This window comes from Caldimonas tepidiphila, from assembly GCF_003569765.1.
In the GTDB taxonomy this organism is placed as follows: Bacteria; Pseudomonadota; Gammaproteobacteria; order Burkholderiales; family Burkholderiaceae_C; genus Caldimonas; species Caldimonas tepidiphila.
Map to the genome: position 1 here is coordinate 280015 of NZ_QXMG01000001.1, position 15022 is coordinate 295036.

At 70.6% G+C, this 15022-nt stretch carries 17 protein-coding genes and 1 tRNA gene; 11 read left to right on the forward strand and 7 right to left on the reverse strand.

The window, feature by feature from the left end:
- Positions 1-51 precede the first annotated feature (51 nt).
- From yihA to miaB, 4 genes are all read left to right on the forward strand, one after another.
- Positions 52-831, forward strand: a complete 780-nt coding sequence (yihA, locus tag D3A59_RS05455) for a ribosome biogenesis GTP-binding protein YihA/YsxC (RefSeq protein ID WP_119153946.1) — start codon at positions 52-54, stop codon at positions 829-831.
- Positions 832-901: 70 nt separating this feature from the next.
- Positions 902-978, forward strand: a tRNA-Met gene (locus D3A59_RS05460).
- A gap of 121 nt (positions 979-1099) precedes the next feature.
- Complete coding sequence (locus tag D3A59_RS05465) at positions 1100-1492, forward strand: hypothetical protein (RefSeq protein WP_119153879.1); 393 nt, start codon at positions 1100-1102, stop codon at positions 1490-1492.
- Positions 1493-1503: 11 nt separating this feature from the next.
- Positions 1504-2850, forward strand: a complete 1347-nt coding sequence (gene miaB, locus D3A59_RS05470; protein WP_119153880.1) for a tRNA (N6-isopentenyl adenosine(37)-C2)-methylthiotransferase MiaB — start codon at positions 1504-1506, stop codon at positions 2848-2850.
- Between the two features lie 25 nt (positions 2851-2875).
- On the opposite strand, the gene D3A59_RS05475 is transcribed toward miaB, so the two are convergent.
- Entirely contained in the window at positions 2876-3148 is a 273-nt protein-coding gene (locus D3A59_RS05475) for a hypothetical protein (protein WP_170162301.1), read from the reverse strand.
- 134 nt (positions 3149-3282) lie between these two features.
- Here D3A59_RS05475 and hemA point away from each other — a divergent pair, with 134 nt between their 5' ends.
- The 6 genes from hemA (at position 3283) to D3A59_RS05505 (ending at position 8403) form a co-directional block, all read left to right on the forward strand.
- Positions 3283-4578, forward strand: a complete 1296-nt coding sequence (gene hemA, locus D3A59_RS05480) for a glutamyl-tRNA reductase (protein WP_119153881.1) — start codon at positions 3283-3285, stop codon at positions 4576-4578.
- A 100-nt stretch (positions 4579-4678) separates the two neighbouring features.
- Positions 4679-5779, forward strand: coding sequence for a peptide chain release factor 1 (gene prfA, locus D3A59_RS05485; RefSeq protein WP_119153882.1), 1101 nt, complete (start codon positions 4679-4681; stop codon positions 5777-5779).
- A 4-nt stretch (positions 5780-5783) separates the two neighbouring features.
- Complete coding sequence (gene prmC / locus D3A59_RS05490) at positions 5784-6608, forward strand: peptide chain release factor N(5)-glutamine methyltransferase (RefSeq protein WP_119153883.1); 825 nt, start codon at positions 5784-5786, stop codon at positions 6606-6608.
- 171 nt (positions 6609-6779) lie between these two features.
- The gene (locus tag D3A59_RS05495; RefSeq protein WP_119153884.1) at positions 6780-7391 is read left to right on the forward strand and encodes a hypothetical protein; all 612 of its coding nucleotides are present in this window, start codon (positions 6780-6782) and stop codon (positions 7389-7391) included.
- Positions 7392-7522: 131 nt separating this feature from the next.
- A complete protein-coding gene (gene grxD, locus D3A59_RS05500) occupies positions 7523-7840 on the forward strand; it encodes a Grx4 family monothiol glutaredoxin (protein WP_119153885.1) in 318 nt (105 codons plus the stop codon).
- Positions 7837-8403, forward strand: coding sequence for a UbiX family flavin prenyltransferase (locus tag D3A59_RS05505; protein WP_119153886.1), 567 nt, complete (start codon positions 7837-7839; stop codon positions 8401-8403). Before grxD ends, D3A59_RS05505 begins: the two co-directional genes overlap by 4 nt.
- A 41-nt stretch (positions 8404-8444) precedes the next feature.
- Here the strand turns inward: D3A59_RS05505 and D3A59_RS05510 are convergent, their stop codons facing one another.
- Together D3A59_RS05510 and D3A59_RS05515 are read right to left on the reverse strand one after the other, a co-directional pair.
- Positions 8445-9077, reverse strand: coding sequence for a lytic transglycosylase domain-containing protein (locus D3A59_RS05510; RefSeq protein ID WP_119153887.1), 633 nt, complete (start codon positions 9075-9077; stop codon positions 8445-8447).
- A 54-nt stretch (positions 9078-9131) separates the two neighbouring features.
- A complete protein-coding gene (locus D3A59_RS05515) occupies positions 9132-10877 on the reverse strand; it encodes a proline--tRNA ligase (RefSeq protein ID WP_119153888.1) in 1746 nt (581 codons plus the stop codon).
- 139 nt (positions 10878-11016) lie between these two features.
- Here D3A59_RS05515 and D3A59_RS05520 point away from each other — a divergent pair, with 139 nt between their 5' ends.
- On the forward strand, positions 11017-11592 hold the full coding sequence (locus D3A59_RS05520) for an RNA pyrophosphohydrolase (RefSeq protein WP_170162302.1): 576 nt from the start codon (positions 11017-11019) through the stop codon (positions 11590-11592).
- 33 nt (positions 11593-11625) lie between these two features.
- On the opposite strand, the gene proB is transcribed toward D3A59_RS05520, so the two are convergent.
- The 4 genes from proB to rplU all read right to left on the reverse strand — a co-directional run bounded on the left by proB (position 11626) and on the right by rplU (position 14663).
- Positions 11626-12747: a glutamate 5-kinase gene (gene proB / locus D3A59_RS05525; RefSeq protein ID WP_119153889.1), complete on the reverse strand. Its 1122-nt coding sequence runs from the start codon at positions 12745-12747 to the stop codon at positions 11626-11628.
- A gap of 34 nt (positions 12748-12781) precedes the next feature.
- Entirely contained in the window at positions 12782-13891 is a 1110-nt protein-coding gene (cgtA, locus tag D3A59_RS05530) for an Obg family GTPase CgtA (protein ID WP_119153890.1), read from the reverse strand.
- Positions 13892-14063: 172 nt separating this feature from the next.
- Positions 14064-14321: a 50S ribosomal protein L27 gene (gene rpmA / locus D3A59_RS05535; RefSeq protein WP_119153891.1), complete on the reverse strand. Its 258-nt coding sequence runs from the start codon at positions 14319-14321 to the stop codon at positions 14064-14066.
- 30 nt (positions 14322-14351) lie between these two features.
- Positions 14352-14663 carry a 50S ribosomal protein L21 gene (gene rplU, locus D3A59_RS05540; RefSeq protein WP_119153892.1) on the reverse strand — a complete coding sequence of 104 codons (312 nt, stop codon included), beginning with the start codon at positions 14661-14663 and terminating at the stop codon, positions 14352-14354.
- Between the last annotated feature and the right edge of the window lie 359 nt (positions 14664-15022).

Here is a 15022-nt window from a genome sequence, read left to right on the forward strand (position 1 = left end):
TTTGAAAAGGGTTGGGGTACAAAACCTAGGGATTTTACAATGGTCCGCAGCATGACCGACCAAAATACTCCAGGGGCCGCGCGAAGCGAATCCGCGCGCCCCGCCCCGGCCGCCCCGTCCCCCGGCAAGGCCGCCCTCGCGTGGGCCCACACCGCCCGCTTCCTGACCACCGCCAGCGCGCTGCACCAGCTGCCCACCACCGAGCTACCGGAGATCGCCTTCGTCGGCCGCTCCAACGCCGGCAAGTCCACCGCCATCAACACGCTGACGCAGCAGCGCCAGCTCGCCTTCGCGTCGAAGAAGCCCGGCCGCACGCAGCACATCAACCTGTTCGAGCTCGGCCCCAAGAACGCCGCCGACACGCTGCTCGCCGACCTGCCCGGCTACGGCTACGCCGCGGTCGAGCGCGCCGCCAAGCTGCGCTGGCAGCAGGTGATGGCCGACTACCTGGAGATCCGCCGCAACCTCGGCGGCGTGGTGCTGATGGTCGATTCGCGCCACGGCCTGACCGACCTCGACCGGCAACTGCTGCAGTTCGTGTCGCCGCGCGTCGGCACCGGCGAGATGAAGCTGCTGGTGCTGCTGACCAAGGCCGACAAGCTCAACCGCAAGGAGAGCGCCGAGGCGCTGCGCAAGGTGCAGGAGATGCTCGGCGAGATCGCCACCGACGAGGCCGACATCTCGGTGCTGCTGTTCTCCGCGCTCAAGCGCACCGGGCTCGAGGACCTGGCGCTGACGCTGCGCGGCTGGACGCAAGCGCTGCAAGTGCCGCAAGCTGTGCCGCAGGACGCACCGGAAACGCCGGAAACGCCTCCGGCCGGCGAGCCGTGAGAAATTTCAAGAAATTTTCGCAAAAGCTCTTGCCAACCCGGCAGGGTCGGCGCTAGAGTAGCGGTCTGTTGGCGCTTTAGCTCAGCCGGTTAGAGCGACGGAATCATAATCCGCAGGTCCGGGGTTCGAATCCCTGAAGCGCCACCAAAAAATCCAAAAGCCTTGTGAAGCAGTGCCTCACAGGGCTTTTTCGTTTGCGAGAGACTTCCCGGCCTGTCCCGACCCCTGGCCGGCGAGTCGGCCCCTGCACAGCCCCTGGATCCACACCATGACCCGCTGTCCTCCCGCCTGGCCCGCCCTCGCGCTGGCCGCCGCGCTCGCCCTGCCCGCCACCGCGCAGGAACAGGTGCAGCGCAGCTTCCCGCAGAACGCGCTGCGCGGCCAGATCGCCGTCGTGCAGCCGCCCGAGATCACGCTCAACGGCCAGCCGGCGCGCCTCGCGCCCGGCGCGCGCATCCGCGGCCGCGACAACCTGCTGGTGATGTCCGGCGCGATCGTCGGCCAGGCCTTCCCGGCGAACTACACGCTGGACACCTACGGCCTGGTGATGGACGTCTGGCTGCTGCGCCCCGAGGAGGCCGGGCGACCCTGGCCCCGGACCCCGCAGGAAGCCGCCGCCCTGAATTTCGACCCGGTCGCGCAGACCTGGTCCAAGCGCTGAAGGACCCCGACATGAGCGACGCCAAGACCGGCAAGAAGGTCTACATCAAGACCTTCGGCTGCCAGATGAACGAGTACGACTCGGACAAGATGTCCGACGTGCTGGGCGCGGCCCAGGGCTACGAGCCCACCGACGACCCCGAGCAGGCCGACCTGATCCTCTTCAACACCTGCTCGGTACGCGAGAAGGCGCAGGAGAAGGTCTTCTCCGACCTCGGCCGCATCAAGCACCTGAAGGCCAAGGGCGTGAAGATCGGCGTCGGCGGCTGCGTCGCGAGCCAGGAAGGCGCCGCGATCATCGAGCGCGCGCCCTACGTCGACGTGGTCTTCGGCCCGCAGACGCTGCACCGCCTGCCCGAGATGCTGGCGCGCCGCGACGAGACCAAGCGCCCGCAGGTCGACATCAGCTTCCCCGAGATCGAGAAGTTCGACCACCTGCCGCCCGCGCGCGTCGAGGGCTCATCCGCCTTCGTGTCGATCATGGAAGGCTGCTCGAAGTACTGCAGCTACTGCGTCGTGCCCTACACCCGCGGCGAGGAGGTCTCGCGCCCGTTCGAGGACGTGCTGGTGGAGGTCGCGGGCCTCGCCGACCAGGGCGTCAGGGAAGTGACGCTGCTCGGCCAGAACGTCAACGCCTACCGGGGAAAGATGGGCGAGTCGGGCGAGATCGCCGACTTCGCGCTGCTGATCGAGTACGTCGCCGAGATCCCCGGCATCGAGCGCATCCGCTACACGACGAGCCACCCGAACGAGTTCACGCAGCGCCTGATCGACGTGTACGAGAAGGTGCCGCAACTCGTCAGCCATCTGCACCTGCCGGTGCAGCACGGCTCGGACCGCATCCTGATGGCGATGAAGCGCGGTTACACCGCGCTGGAATACAAGAGCACGATCCGCAAGCTGCGCGCGGTGCGCCCCGGGATCAGCCTGTCGAGCGACTTCATCGTCGGCTTCCCTGGCGAGACCGAGGACGACTTCCAGAAGATGATGAAGCTGATCGAGGACGTCGGCTTCGACGCGAGCTTCAGCTTCGTGTTCAGCCCGCGGCCGGGCACGCCCGCGGCGGCGCTGCACGACGACACGCCCAAGGAGGTCAAGCTCGCGCGGCTGCAGACGCTGCAGGCGGCGATCGAGGCCAACGTGCGCCGCATCAGCGACAGCCGCGTGGGCACCGTGCAGCGCATCCTGGTCGAGGGCCCCTCGCGCAAGGACCCGAACGAGCTGATGGGCCGCACCGAGTGCAACCGCATCGTCAACTTCGCGGGCGCCCCGCGCCTCGCGGGCCGGATGATCGACGTGAGGATCACCAGCGCCCTGCCGCACTCGCTGCGCGGCGAGGTGCTCACCCGCGGCGACTGAAGCCGCCTCCCTGCCGCGCCCGGGCTCAGTTCCGGCGCGGCAGCCAGCCCAGCGCCACGGCGATCGCGAGCACCATTGCGCCGTGCGTCAGCATCAGCCCGTCGCGCCCCTCGAGCGCCAGCCCGCCGAGCACCGCCAGCACAGCGGCGGTGGCGCTCCAGGCCAGCATGCGCGTCAGCGGAACAGCCCCGAGCGCCGCGCCGCCGATGAGCTTGGCCAGCAGCGAGGCGATCAGCGCGGTGCCGAGCGGCAGCGCGAAGAGGTTGGCGAGATGCAGCAGCGCGTCGATCGGACTCATGGAAGGCAGGCGGGCAGGGGTGAAGAGCGGGCCGCCTCGCCCACACGGACGGCATGGCTTGACCCATATCAAGACATCAAGGGTCTAAGCTCCGGCCAAGTCCTTGAATAAGCTCGAAATTTTATAATCGGTCCATGAGCGTGTTTGCCCTCGGCCTCAACCACACGACCGCACCCGTCGATCTGCGCGGTCGTTTTGCGCTTGCTCCCGAGCAACTGGGCCCCACGCTGCGCTCGCTGCGCGAGCGGCTGAGCCTCGCGCCGCCCGAGGCCGCGCTCGTCTCCACCTGCAACCGCACCGAGCTGTACTGCGCGGCGCCGCTCGAGGCGGTGCGCCCGGCCATGGACTGGCTCGCGGGCCTCGGCGGCATCGCATCGGCCCGGCTCGCCGACCACACCTACGTGCTCGAGCGGGAGCGCGCCGCGCGCCACGCCTTCCGTGTCGCCAGCGGCCTCGACTCGATGGTGCTCGGCGAGCCGCAGATCCTCGGCCAGATGAAGCAGGCGGTGCGCGAGGCGGATGCCGCCGGCACGCTCGGCACCACGCTGCACCAGCTGTTCCAGCGCTCCTTCGCGGTCGCGAAGGAGGTGCGCACCTCCACCGAGATCGGCTCGCACTCGATCAGCATGGCCGCCGCCGCGGTGCGCCTCGCGGCGCAGCTGTTCGAGGACCTGCGCGAGATCCGGATCCTGTTCGTCGGCGCCGGCGAGATGATCGAGCTCGCCGCGACGCATTTCGCCGCGCGCAACCCGCGCGCGATGGCGGTGGCCAACCGCACGCTCGAGCGCGGCGAGAAGCTCGCGACGCACTTCGGTGCCGAGGCGATGCGCCTCGCGGACGTGCCGCAGCGGCTGCACGAGTTCGACGCGGTGGTGTCCTGCACCGCGAGCACGGTGCCGATCATCGGACTCGGCGCGGTCGAGCGCGCGCTCAAGAGCCGGCGCCATCGCCCGATGTTCATGGTCGACCTCGCGGTGCCGCGCGACATCGAGCCCGAGGTGGCGCAGCTCGACGACATCTACCTCTACACCGTCGACGACCTGTCGGCGGTGGTGCAGACCGCCGGCGAGAAGCGCCAGGCGGCCGTGGCCCAGGCCGAGGCGATCATCGAGACCGGCGTGCAGAGCTTCGTGCACTGGCTCGACCAGCGCGCGACCGTGCCGCTGATCCGCGCGCTCAACACCCAGGCCGACGCCTGGCGCGCCGCCGAGATCGCGCGGGCGCGCAAGCTGCTCGCCAAGGGCGCGGACATCGACTCCGTGCTCGAGGCGCTGTCGCGCGGCCTGACGCAGAAGATGCTGCACGGCACGATGGCCGAGCTCAACAGCGCCGACGCCGAGCAGCGCCAGCAGCTCGCGCAGACCGTCTCGCGCCTGTTCCTGCGCGGCGCGAGCGGCCCGACGACGCTTCCCGCCGACGAAGACCGCTAGCGACGCGGCCTCGCGCGCCCTATGCAGGGGCGCGGCCGGCGGCGCGGCGGCTCCACCGCGCCTGCAAAGTCCCCCGCTTCGTCCGCGAGAACCCCCTCCCATGAAACCCGCCCTGCGCCAGCAACTCGACCGCTACCTCCAGCGCCTGGAGGAGCTCGACCGCGTGCTTGCCGCGCCCGACGTCGTCAGCGACATCACGCGCTTTCGCGGCCTGACGCGCGAGCACGCCGAGGTCGCCGCGGTGGCGCAGCGCTACGCCCGCTTCCTGCAGCGCGAGCGCGACCTCTCCGCGGCGCGCGAGATGCTCGCCGACCCGGAGCTCGCCGAGATGGCGCAGGAGGAGCTCGCGCAGGCCGAGGCGGACCTCGCGCGGCTCGAGCAGGAGCTGCAGCGCGCGCTGCTGCCCAAGGACCCGGACGACGCGCGCAACGTCTTCCTCGAGATCCGCGCCGGCACCGGCGGCGACGAGTCGGCGCTGTTCGCCGGCGATCTGGCGCGCATGTACACCCGCTACGCGGAACAGCAGGGCTGGCGCACGGAAGTGATGTCGGCCAGCGAGTCCGACCTCGGCGGCTACAAGGAAGTGGTGCTGCGCATCGAGGGCGAGGACGTCTACGCGCAGCTGAAGTACGAGTCGGGTGGCCACCGCGTGCAGCGCGTGCCGGCCACCGAGACGCAGGGCCGCATCCACACCAGCGCCTGCACGGTGGCGGTGATGCCCGAGCCGGACGAGGCCGAGGAGGTGCAGATCAACCCGGCCGAACTGCGCATCGACACCTTCCGCGCCAGTGGCGCCGGCGGCCAGCACGTCAACAAGACCGAGAGCGCGATCCGCATCACGCACCTTCCCACCGGCATCGTCGCCGAGTGCCAGGACGACCGCTCGCAGCACCGCAACAAGGCCCGCGCGATGGCGGTGCTCGCGGCGCGCCTGCGCGACAAGGAACGCAGCGAGCGCCAGGCGAAGGAGGCCGCGACGCGCAAGAGCCTCGTCGGCAGCGGCGACCGCAGCGACCGCATCCGCACCTACAACTTCCCGCAGGGCCGGCTCACCGACCACCGCATCAACCTCACGCTCTACAAGCTGCAGGCGGCGATGGACGGCGACCTGTCCGAGGTGCTCGGCGCGCTGCGCGTGGCGCGCGAGGCCGAGCAGCTCGCCGAGCAGCTCGACGAGCTGAGCCTCGGCACGGCGGTCTGAGCGCATGGCGACGCTTCGCGACGCACTGATCGAGGCCCGGAACCTCGGCCTCGAGCGGCTCGATGCGCAGGCGCTGCTCGGCCACGTGCTCGGCCGCCCGCGCAGCTGGCTGCTTGCGCACGACGGCGACGCGCTGCCCGAGGCCGAGCAGCGGCGCTACGAGGCGCTGGTGCGCCGCCGCGCCGCCGGCGAGCCCTTCGCCTACCTGGTCGGCGAGAAGGAGTTCTGGGGCCTGAGCCTGCAGGTCGGTCCCGCGGTGCTCGTGCCGCGGCCGGACACCGAGACGCTGGTCGAATGGGCGCTGGAGTGCCTGCACGGCCTCGCCACGCCGCGCGTCGCCGACCTCGGCACCGGCAGCGGCGCGATCGCGCTGGCGCTCAAGTCGGCCCGGCCCGACGCACGGATCTGCGCCGTCGACCTGAGCCCGGAGGCGCTCGCGATCGCGCGCGGCAATGCCGCGCGGCTCGGGCTCGAGATCGAGTTCCGCGCCGGGCACTGGTGGCAGGCCTTCGGCGGCGAGGCGCAGGCGGGCTTCGAGCTCGTCGTCAGCAACCCGCCCTACATCGCCGAGGGCGACCCGCACCTGCCGGCGCTGCGCCACGAGCCCGGCATGGCGCTGAGCTCGGGCGCCGACGGGCTGGACGCGATCCGAGAGATCGTCGCCGGCGCGCCGGCGCACCTCGCGGCCGGCGGCCGGCTGCTGTTCGAGCACGGCCACGACCAGGGCGCCGCGGTGCGCGCGCTGCTGGAGCACGCCGGATTCGCCCAGGTGCAGACGCGCCGCGACCTCGGCGGCAACGAGCGCTGCACCGGCGGCCGGCTCACCTGATCAGGCCTCGGGGCAGGCGCGGCGGGCATTCCGCACGCTTTCGCCCGCCGGCCGGCCCCCGAATGCGGGGCATGCGGGGGATCCCCGAGCCGGGCGCCCCTGCGCGGCGCTAGCATGGAATCGCACCACGCACGGTCCCATGGGGCGCTTGCCCGGCGAAAGGAGTACGCGATGACGCTGCGTCCGCAAGCCTTGGAACTGCTGGCGGCCGCCGCGCTGGCGGCCGCCCTGCCCCTCGCCCATGCGGCGGAGCGCGGCGAGACCGCCGGGCCCGGCCTCGGCTACGCGCTGCCGCTCGGCGCGCAATGGCAGGCGCGCCTCGGCACCAGCGCCGCGACCCGCCCCCTGCATGCCGAGGCCGAACCCGCCGCACGCAGCCTGTCGCTGCTTGGCGACTACTACATCCCCCAGGCCTTTGGCCTGCGCGCCACCGGTGGCATCGTGCTCGGCAAGGGCGAGGGCCGCGCCGGCCCCACGCTGTGGCCGGCGCTCGGCCAGCGCGCGGGCCTGTCCTACGGCGGTCTGGTCTCCTGGAGCCTCGACGATCGCGCTGCATATGAGGTCGCCCCCTACTTCGGCCTCGGCTACACCGGCCTCGCGGTGCAGGGCAGCCTGGGCTTCTTCGCCGACGTCGGCCTGCGCGGCCTCCAGCCCCGCTCGGGCGTGCGGCTCGGCGGCGCGCCGGCCAGCCTGCACCGCGACGGCGAGCCGGAAATCTGGCGCCCCTGGCGCGAGTGGCGCCTGGAGCCCGTGCTGCAGCTCGGCGTGTCCTACGCGTTCTGAAGGGCGGCGCCGCAGCGGCGAGCGGCCTGCCCGCTCCTCGGCTGGCCGCCGAGCAGTCTCCCCGTAGCAGCGTTGCCGTCGGCATTTGCTCTATAAAGGCGGCTGTTTCACATTTCACAGGCGCAGCGATCATGAGCGACGTTCAGCAACGCATCGACGACATCGTCAAGAACAACCGGGTGGTGCTCTTCATGAAGGGCAGCGCGCAATTCCCGATGTGCGGCTTCTCGGGCCGCGCCGTGCAGATCCTCAAGGCCTGCGGCGTGAACGACCTGAAGACGGTCAACGTGCTCGAGGACGAGGAGATCCGCCAGGGCATCAAGGAATACGCGAACTGGCCGACCATCCCGCAGCTCTACGTCAACGGCGAGTTCGTCGGCGGCTCGGACATCATGATGGAGATGTACCAGGCGGGCGAGCTGCAGCAGGCGCTCGGCGCCCAGGCTTGAGCGCGCCGCAGCGGCTCGTCGTCGGCGTCACCGGCGCCTCCGGCGCGGTGTACGCCGTGCGGCTGCTCGAACGCGCCCGCGCACTGCGGCTCGAGACGCACCTGGTCGCGACACCGGCCGGGCTGCTCAACGCGCACCACGAGCTGGGGCTCGACCGCCGCGCGCTCGAGTCGCTGGCCGACCATGCCTACTCGCCCGGCGAGGTCGGCGCCTGCATCGCCAGCGGCAGCTTCGATGCTGCGGCGATGGTGGTCGCGCCCTGCTCGATGAAGACGCTCGCGGCGATCGCGCACGGCCTGTCGGACAACCTGCTGACGCGCGCGGCCGACGTGACGCTGAAGGAGCGGCGCCGGCTGCTGCTGATGGTGCGCGAGACGCCCCTCAACCTCGCGCACCTGCGCAACATGACGGCGGTCACCGAGATGGGCGGCATCGTCTTCCCGCCGCTGCCGGCCTTCTACCACCGCCCGCAGAGCATCGACGAGCTGGTCGACGACACGGTCGAGCGCGCGCTCGCGCTGCTCGGCGCGCCGGCACAGCCGCGCAACTGGACCGGCCTGTAGCCGGCCTCTTCCCGCCGCCCCTGCGGGGGCGCACCCCTCGCTCAGCCCGCCGGCTCCAACCACAGACGCCGCGACGCGAACACCGCGTTCGGGTATTCGGCACGCCCGCGGCTGCCGTTGTAGCGGCCGAGCGCGAGGAACAGGTCGCCGCGCTCGATGTCGAGGTAGTGGCGCAGGATCACGCAGCCGAAGCGCAGGTTGGTCTGCATGTGGAAGAGCCGCGCCGGGTCGCCGTCGCCGATCAGCCGGCTCCAGAACGGCATCACCTGCATGTAGCCGCGCGCGCCGACCGAGCTGATCGCGTACTTGCGGAAGCCGCTCTCGACCTGGATCAGCCCCAGCACCAGCGCGGTCTCGAGGCCGGCGCGGCGCGACTCGTACCAGACCGTCTCGAGGAACTCGATGCGGGTGTGCTGGTCGGGCTTGCGGCGGCGCAGCCGCTCGCTCATCGTGCCGAGCCAGCGCAGGTAGGCCAGGCGCGGCTCGATGTCGTCGAAGGCCGGCCTGGGCGGCGCGAGGTCGGCCACCGCCGCCGACAGCGCGGTGCGCACCGCGTTGGCGAGCGGCTCCTCGATCTGCCGGCCGGCCCGCGCCGGGCCCGGCAGCAGGCAGGCGCCGAGCGCGGCGCCGAGCAGGCCGCGCCGCGACACGAGGCCGCGGCACGGCGGCGGCATGGGATGGTCCACCCTCGGGCTCCCCGGAACGCTTCAGCGCCCTCTTCCGCCGGCTCAGCGCCCCAGGCGCCCCTTGAGCAGGTCCAGCACCTCGGCGACGGCCACCGGCGTGGCCTGCGCGTCGCGCCGGCCCTGGTACTCGAGCCGCCCCTCCTTCAGGCCGCGGTCCGAGATCACGACGCGGTGCGGCACGCCGACGAGCTCCCAGTCGGCGAACATCGCGCCCGGGCGCTCGCCGCGGTCGTCGAGCATCGCGTCCACGCCGAGCGCGGTGAGCTCGTCGTGCAGCCGGTCGGCCGCCGCCTTCACGTCGGCCGAGCGGTCGTAGCCGATCGGGCAGATCACGACGGTGAAGGGCGCCATCGCGTCCGGCCAGACGATGCCGCGCTCGTCGTGGTTCTGCTCGATCGCGGCGCCGAGCAGGCGCGTGACGCCGATGCCGTAGCAGCCCATCTCCATCAGCTGCGGCTTGCCCTTCTCGTCGAGGTAGGTCGCGTCCATGGCCTTGGAGTACTTGGTCCCCAGGTAGAACACGTGGCCGACCTCGATGCCGCGCTGGATCGCGAGCACGCCCTTGCCGTCCGGGCTCGGGTCGCCCTCGACCACGTTGCGCAGGTCGGCGACGAGGTCGGGCTCGGGCAGGTCGCGGCCCCAGTTGGCGCCGGTGAAGTGGAAGTCCGCCTCGTTGGCGCCGCAGACGAAGTCCGCCATGCGCGCCACCGTGCGGTCGGCCACGACCTTCACCGGCTGCTTCAGGCCGATGGGGCCGAGGTAGCCCGGCTTGCAGCCGAAGTGGGCATCGATCTCGGCCACGGTGGCGAAGCGGAAGCCCGCCTTCAGGCCCTCGATCTTGCCGGCCTTGACCTCGTTGAGGTCGTGGTCGCCGCGCACCATCAGCAGCCAGACCGTGGTCTTGACGACCTCGCCGTCCTCGCCCAGCTCGTCGGTGGCCAGCACCAGCGACTTCACGGTGCGCTCGAGCGGCAGGCCCAGCAGCTCGGCGACGTCGGCGCAGGTGGCCTTGCCCGGCGTGGGCGCCTTGACCAGCGGCTCCTGCGGCGCGGCGCGCTCGGCCAGCAAGGGCAGCGCCTCGGCCAGTTCGATGTTGGCGGCGTAGTCGCTCGTCGGGCAGTAGACGATCGCGTCCTCGCCGGTGTCGGCGATGACCTGGAACTCGTGCGAGCGGTCCCCGCCGATGGCGCCGGTGTCGGCCGCCACGGCGCGGTACTGCAGCCCCATGCGGTCGAAGATCGCGATGTAGGCCTTGAACATCGCGTCGTAGCTGCGGCCGGCGGACTCCACGTCACGGTCGAAGGAGTAGGCGTCCTTCATCGTGAACTCGCGCCCGCGCATGATGCCGAAGCGGGGCCGGCGCTCGTCGCGGAACTTGGTCTGGATGTGGTAGAAGTTCTTGGGCAGCTGCTTGTAGCTGCGCAGCTCCTGGCGCGCGATGTCCGTCACCACCTCCTCGGAGGTGGGCTGGATGATGAAGTCGCGCTCGTGGCGGTCCTTCACGCGCAGCAGCTCCGGCCCCATCTTGTCGAAGCGACCGGTCTCCTGCCAGAGCTCGGCCGGCTGCACCACCGGCATCAGGAGCTCGACGGCGCCGGCGCGGTTCATCTCCTCGCGGATGATGGCCTCGACCTTGCGGATCACCCGCAGGCCCATCGGCATGTAGTTGTAGATCCCGGCGCCCAGGCGCTTGATCATGCCCGCCCGCATCATCAGCTTGTGGCTGACGATCTCGGCGTCGGCGGGGGCTTCCTTCAGGGTGGAGATGAAGAACTGGGAGGCTTTCATGTGGGAAGAGGGAACAGCTGGCTGCCGGCGGTCCGCAGCCCGGGAGCGGGGGCGGCGCAGGAGAGGCGCGCAGGGTTGAGGACTTGAAACCGCACCGGCCGGTGCAATAATGGTTTCAATAGTATTTCGAGGTCCGATTATGCTCGACCGTGAAGGCTTTCGGCCCAACGTCGGCATCATCCTGCTCAACCAGCGAAACCAGGTTTTTTGGGGCAAGCGCATCCGCACGCACTCTTGGCAGTTCCCCCAAGGAGGCATCAAGCACGGAGAGAGCCCCGAGCAGGCGATGTTCCGTGAGTTGCATGAGGAAGTGGGGCTGCGACCCGAACATGTGCGCATCCTGGCACGCACGCGCGACTGGCTGCGCTACGAGGTGCCCGACCACTTCATCCGCCGCGACGCGCGCGGCCACTACCGGGGCCAGAAACAGATCTGGTTCCTGCTGCAGCTGATGGGTCGCGACAGCGACATGAACCTGCGCGCCACCGACCACCCCGAGTTCGACGCGTGGCGCTGGAACGAGTACTGGGTGCCGCTCGACGTGGTGATCGAGTTCAAGCGCGACGTCTACCAGATGGCGCTGACCGAGCTGGCGCGCTTCCTGCCGCGGCACAACCACCACAACCGCTACCTGCGCGGCGGCATGCGCCATGGCCATGCGCCGCAGGCGGTGGTGGAGACGCCGGGTGGCTCCGACGGCGGCCGGCAGGGCTGAGGAAGGCCCCTTCCTGCCGCCGCCCTCGCGTGCTCAGGCGAGCACGACGAGGTTGGTGCGGTGGATCATCTCCGGCTCGGCGGTGTAGCCGAGCAGCCGCTCGATCTCCGTCGAAGGCTTGCGCGCGATCAGGCGCGCCTCGGCACTCGAGTAGTTGGCGAGCCCGCGCGCCACCTCGGCGCCCTGCGCGCTGCGCACCGCGATCACGTCGCCGCGGTGGAACTCGCCGGCGACCTCGACCACGCCGATCGGCAGCAGGCTCTTGCCCCCGTCGCGCAGCTTGGCGACCGCGCCGTCGTCGACGATCACCGCGCCGCGCAGCTGCAGGTGGTCCACCATCCACTGCTTGCGCGCCGCCTGCTTGGCGGTGCCGGCGACCAGCGCGGTGCCGATCGCCTCGCCGGCGGCGAGCCGGATCAGCACGTCGGGCTCGCGCCCCCAGGCGATCACGGTGCTCGCGCCGCTGCCGGCCGCGCGCTTGGCGGCGAGGATCTTCGTGATCATGCCGCCGCGACCGATGCTCGAGCCGGCGCCGCCGGCCATGCGCTCGAGCTCGGGCGTGCCGGCGGCCGCCTCGTGGATGAACACCGCGTCCGGGTCCTTGCGCGGGTCGGCCGAGTACAGGCCCTTCTGATCGGTCAGGATCACGAGCGCGTCGGCCTCGACCAGGTTGGCCACCAGCGCGCCGAGCGTGTCGTTGTCGCCGAACTTGATCTCGTCGGTGACGACGGTGTCGTTCTCGTTGATGACCGGCACGACCCGGTGGCCGAGCAGCGTCAGCAGCGTCGAGCGCGCGTTCAGGTAGCGCTCGCGGTCGGCGAGGTCGGCGTGCGTGAGCAGCACCTGCGCGCTGCCGAGGCCGTACTCGCGCAACTGGGTCTCGTAGATCTGCGCGAGGCCCATCTGGCCGACGGCGGCCGCGGCCTGCAGCTCGTGCACCTCCTTGGGCCGCGTCGACCAGCCCAGGCGCTTCATGCCCTCGGCGATCGCGCCGCTCGAGACCATCACCACCTCGCGGCCGTCGCGCACCAGCGCCGCGAGCTGCCGCGACCAGTTGCCGATCGCCTCGGCGTCGATGCCCCGGCCCTCGTTCGTCACGAGGCTGGAGCCGACCTTGACGACGATGCGCCGCGCGTTTTTCAGAACCTCACTCATGCCGGACTCGAAGAGAGAAAGTGGGAAGAAGCCTTCAGCGGAAGCGCGGATCGTCGGAGACGGGGGCCTGAGGTTCAGGCGCCGGCTCGGGCTGCGGCTCGAAGCGCACGTCGGGGAGCTCGACCGCCGGCGCGCGGTGCGCCGCGACATGCTCGTAGACCGCCTGGATCAGCGGCTCGCAGCCCTCGCGCGTGAGGCCCGAGATGCGGAACACCGGGCCCTTCCAGCGCAGGCGCCGCACGAAGTCCTTCACGCGCGCCTCGCGCTCCTCCTCGGGGATCATGTCGATCTTGTTGAGCACGATCCAGCGCGGCTTGGCGTGCAGCTCCGGGTCGTACTTCTTGAGCTCGGCGACGATCGCGCGCACCTGCTTGACCGGATCCGCACCCTCGTCGAAGGGCGCGATGTCCACGAGGTGCAGCAGCAGCCGGGTGCGCTGCAGGTGGCGCAGGAAGCGGTGGCCGAGCCCCGCGCCCTCGGCCGCGCCCTCGATCAGGCCGGGGACGTCGGCGACGACGAAGCTCTTCTCCGGCGCCACGCGCACGACGCCGAGATTCGGGTGCAGCGTCGTGAAGGGGTAGTCGGCGATCTTCGGCCGGGCGTTGGAGATCGCGGCGATCAGCGTCGACTTGCCGGCGTTGGGCATGCCGAGCAGGCCGACGTCGGCGAGCACGCGCAGCTCGAGCTTGAGCTTGAAGCCCTGGCCCGGCCAGCCCTTGGTGGCCTGGCGCGGCGCGCGGTTGGTGCTGCTCTTGAAGTGCAGGTTGCCGAAGCCGCCGTCGCCGCCCTTGGCGATCAGCACCTTCTCGCCCGGCACCAGCAGCTCGGCCATCACCTCGCCGGTCTCGGCGTCGCTGATGATGGTGCCCACCGGCATGCGCAGCACGATGTCCTCGGCCGCCGCGCCGTACTGGTCGGAGCCGCGGCCGTGCTCGCCGTTGCGCGCCTCGTGGCGGCGCGCGTAGCGGTAGTCGATCAGCGTGTTGAGGTTGACGTCGGCGACCGCGTAGACGGAGCCTCCGCGCCCGCCGTCGCCGCCGTTCGGCCCGCCGAAGGGGATGAACTTCTCGCGCCGGAAGCTCACGCAGCCGTTGCCGCCGTTGCCTGCGGCGACGTCGATGTAGGCTTCGTCTACAAATTTCATGTCCTGGGGTCCTTCAACAACGATGGACGGCGGCGGCGGACACGGGGGGCATGCGCCGCGGCCGCGCCATCGATGGTACTGCGCCACCCGCCGTGCCGGCGGGGTCGCCTCAGAAACAGCAAAGCCCCGGCGAACCGGGGCTTTGCCAGCGACACACGCCGGGTCTGGAGGATCAGACCGGGGTGACGTTGACCGTCTTGCGGTTGGCCGAACCCTTCACGGTGAAGGAGATCTGGCCGTCGACGAGCGCGAACAGCGTGTGGTCGCGACCGCAGCCGACGTTGTTGCCGGCGTGGAAGCGGGTGCCGCGCTGGCGCACGATGATCGAGCCGGCGGAAACGATCTGGCCGCCGAAGGCCTTCACGCCGAGCATCTTCGGCTGGGAATCACGGCCGTTCCGGGTGGAACCGCCGCCTTTTTTCTGTGCCATGGTTTAACTCCTGGAGTCGTGACGGACGGGTCAGACGTTCACCGAGGCAATCTCGAGCTCGGTGTAGGTCTGGCGATGGCCCTGGTGCTTCTGGTAGTGCTTGCGACGGCGCAGCTTGAAGATGCGAACCTTGTCGTGCTTACCCTGTGCCACCACGGTGGCCTTCACGCTTGCGCCAGCAACCAAGGGAGTGCCGACCTGGAGTTCCGCGCCGTTACCCACGGCGAGCACCTGGTCGATCACGATCTCTTGGCCGACGTCCGCAGCAATCTGTTCTACCTTGATCTTTTCGCCGGCTGCAACCTTGTATTGCTTGCCACCGGTTTTTATGACCGCGTACATATCAGCCCCTTACAGTCCTGGAAGGACTTGTGCGAAGGAAGGTGCCGACCGTGCACACAAGGCACATCCGGCGACACCTCCCGGTTACCGTCCGGAAATGGCTTCCGGACCCTCTGCGAGCGGCCCGGGCGGACCGCAAATGAAAACCCCGACCCAATGAGCCGAGCCCGCGAGTGTAGCACATGCGGGCGCGAGACAACAGGACCCCCGCGGCGGCTGCCGACACGGAAGAGCGCGCCTCCCGCGCCATCCGCCGCCGCCCCCCCACGTGAGCGGAAGCGCGGCACCCCTTTCTATAATCCGGACACATTTGCTCCAGGCTGTGCGCGTGCCCCCTGCATCCAACCCCTCCCCCGCCC

What these genes read in the sequence shown, in the direction of transcription:
- rplU (WP_119153892.1), bottom strand. Translation starts at nt 14,663, where the DNA reads ATGTACGCGGTCATAAAAACCGGTGGCAAGCAATACAAGGTTGCAGCC.
- prmC (WP_119153883.1), top strand. Translation starts at nt 5,784, where the DNA reads ATGGCGACGCTTCGCGACGCACTGATCGAGGCCCGGAACCTCGGCCTC.
- hemA (WP_119153881.1), top strand. Translation starts at nt 3,283, where the DNA reads ATGAGCGTGTTTGCCCTCGGCCTCAACCACACGACCGCACCCGTCGAT.
- yihA (WP_119153946.1), top strand. Translation starts at nt 52, where the DNA reads ATGACCGACCAAAATACTCCAGGGGCCGCGCGAAGCGAATCCGCGCGC.
- grxD (WP_119153885.1), top strand. Translation starts at nt 7,523, where the DNA reads ATGAGCGACGTTCAGCAACGCATCGACGACATCGTCAAGAACAACCGG.
- miaB (WP_119153880.1), top strand. Translation starts at nt 1,504, where the DNA reads ATGAGCGACGCCAAGACCGGCAAGAAGGTCTACATCAAGACCTTCGGC.
- D3A59_RS05515 (WP_119153888.1), bottom strand. Translation starts at nt 10,877, where the DNA reads ATGAAAGCCTCCCAGTTCTTCATCTCCACCCTGAAGGAAGCCCCCGCC.
- D3A59_RS05475 (WP_170162301.1), bottom strand. Translation starts at nt 3,148, where the DNA reads ATGAGTCCGATCGACGCGCTGCTGCATCTCGCCAACCTCTTCGCGCTG.
- D3A59_RS05495 (WP_119153884.1), top strand. Translation starts at nt 6,780, where the DNA reads ATGACGCTGCGTCCGCAAGCCTTGGAACTGCTGGCGGCCGCCGCGCTG.
- rpmA (WP_119153891.1), bottom strand. Translation starts at nt 14,321, where the DNA reads ATGGCACAGAAAAAAGGCGGCGGTTCCACCCGGAACGGCCGTGATTCC.
- D3A59_RS05520 (WP_170162302.1), top strand. Translation starts at nt 11,017, where the DNA reads ATGCTCGACCGTGAAGGCTTTCGGCCCAACGTCGGCATCATCCTGCTC.
- cgtA (WP_119153890.1), bottom strand. Translation starts at nt 13,891, where the DNA reads ATGAAATTTGTAGACGAAGCCTACATCGACGTCGCCGCAGGCAACGGC.
- prfA (WP_119153882.1), top strand. Translation starts at nt 4,679, where the DNA reads ATGAAACCCGCCCTGCGCCAGCAACTCGACCGCTACCTCCAGCGCCTG.
- D3A59_RS05465 (WP_119153879.1), top strand. Translation starts at nt 1,100, where the DNA reads ATGACCCGCTGTCCTCCCGCCTGGCCCGCCCTCGCGCTGGCCGCCGCG.
- proB (WP_119153889.1), bottom strand. Translation starts at nt 12,747, where the DNA reads ATGAGTGAGGTTCTGAAAAACGCGCGGCGCATCGTCGTCAAGGTCGGC.
- D3A59_RS05510 (WP_119153887.1), bottom strand. Translation starts at nt 9,077, where the DNA reads ATGCCGCCGCCGTGCCGCGGCCTCGTGTCGCGGCGCGGCCTGCTCGGC.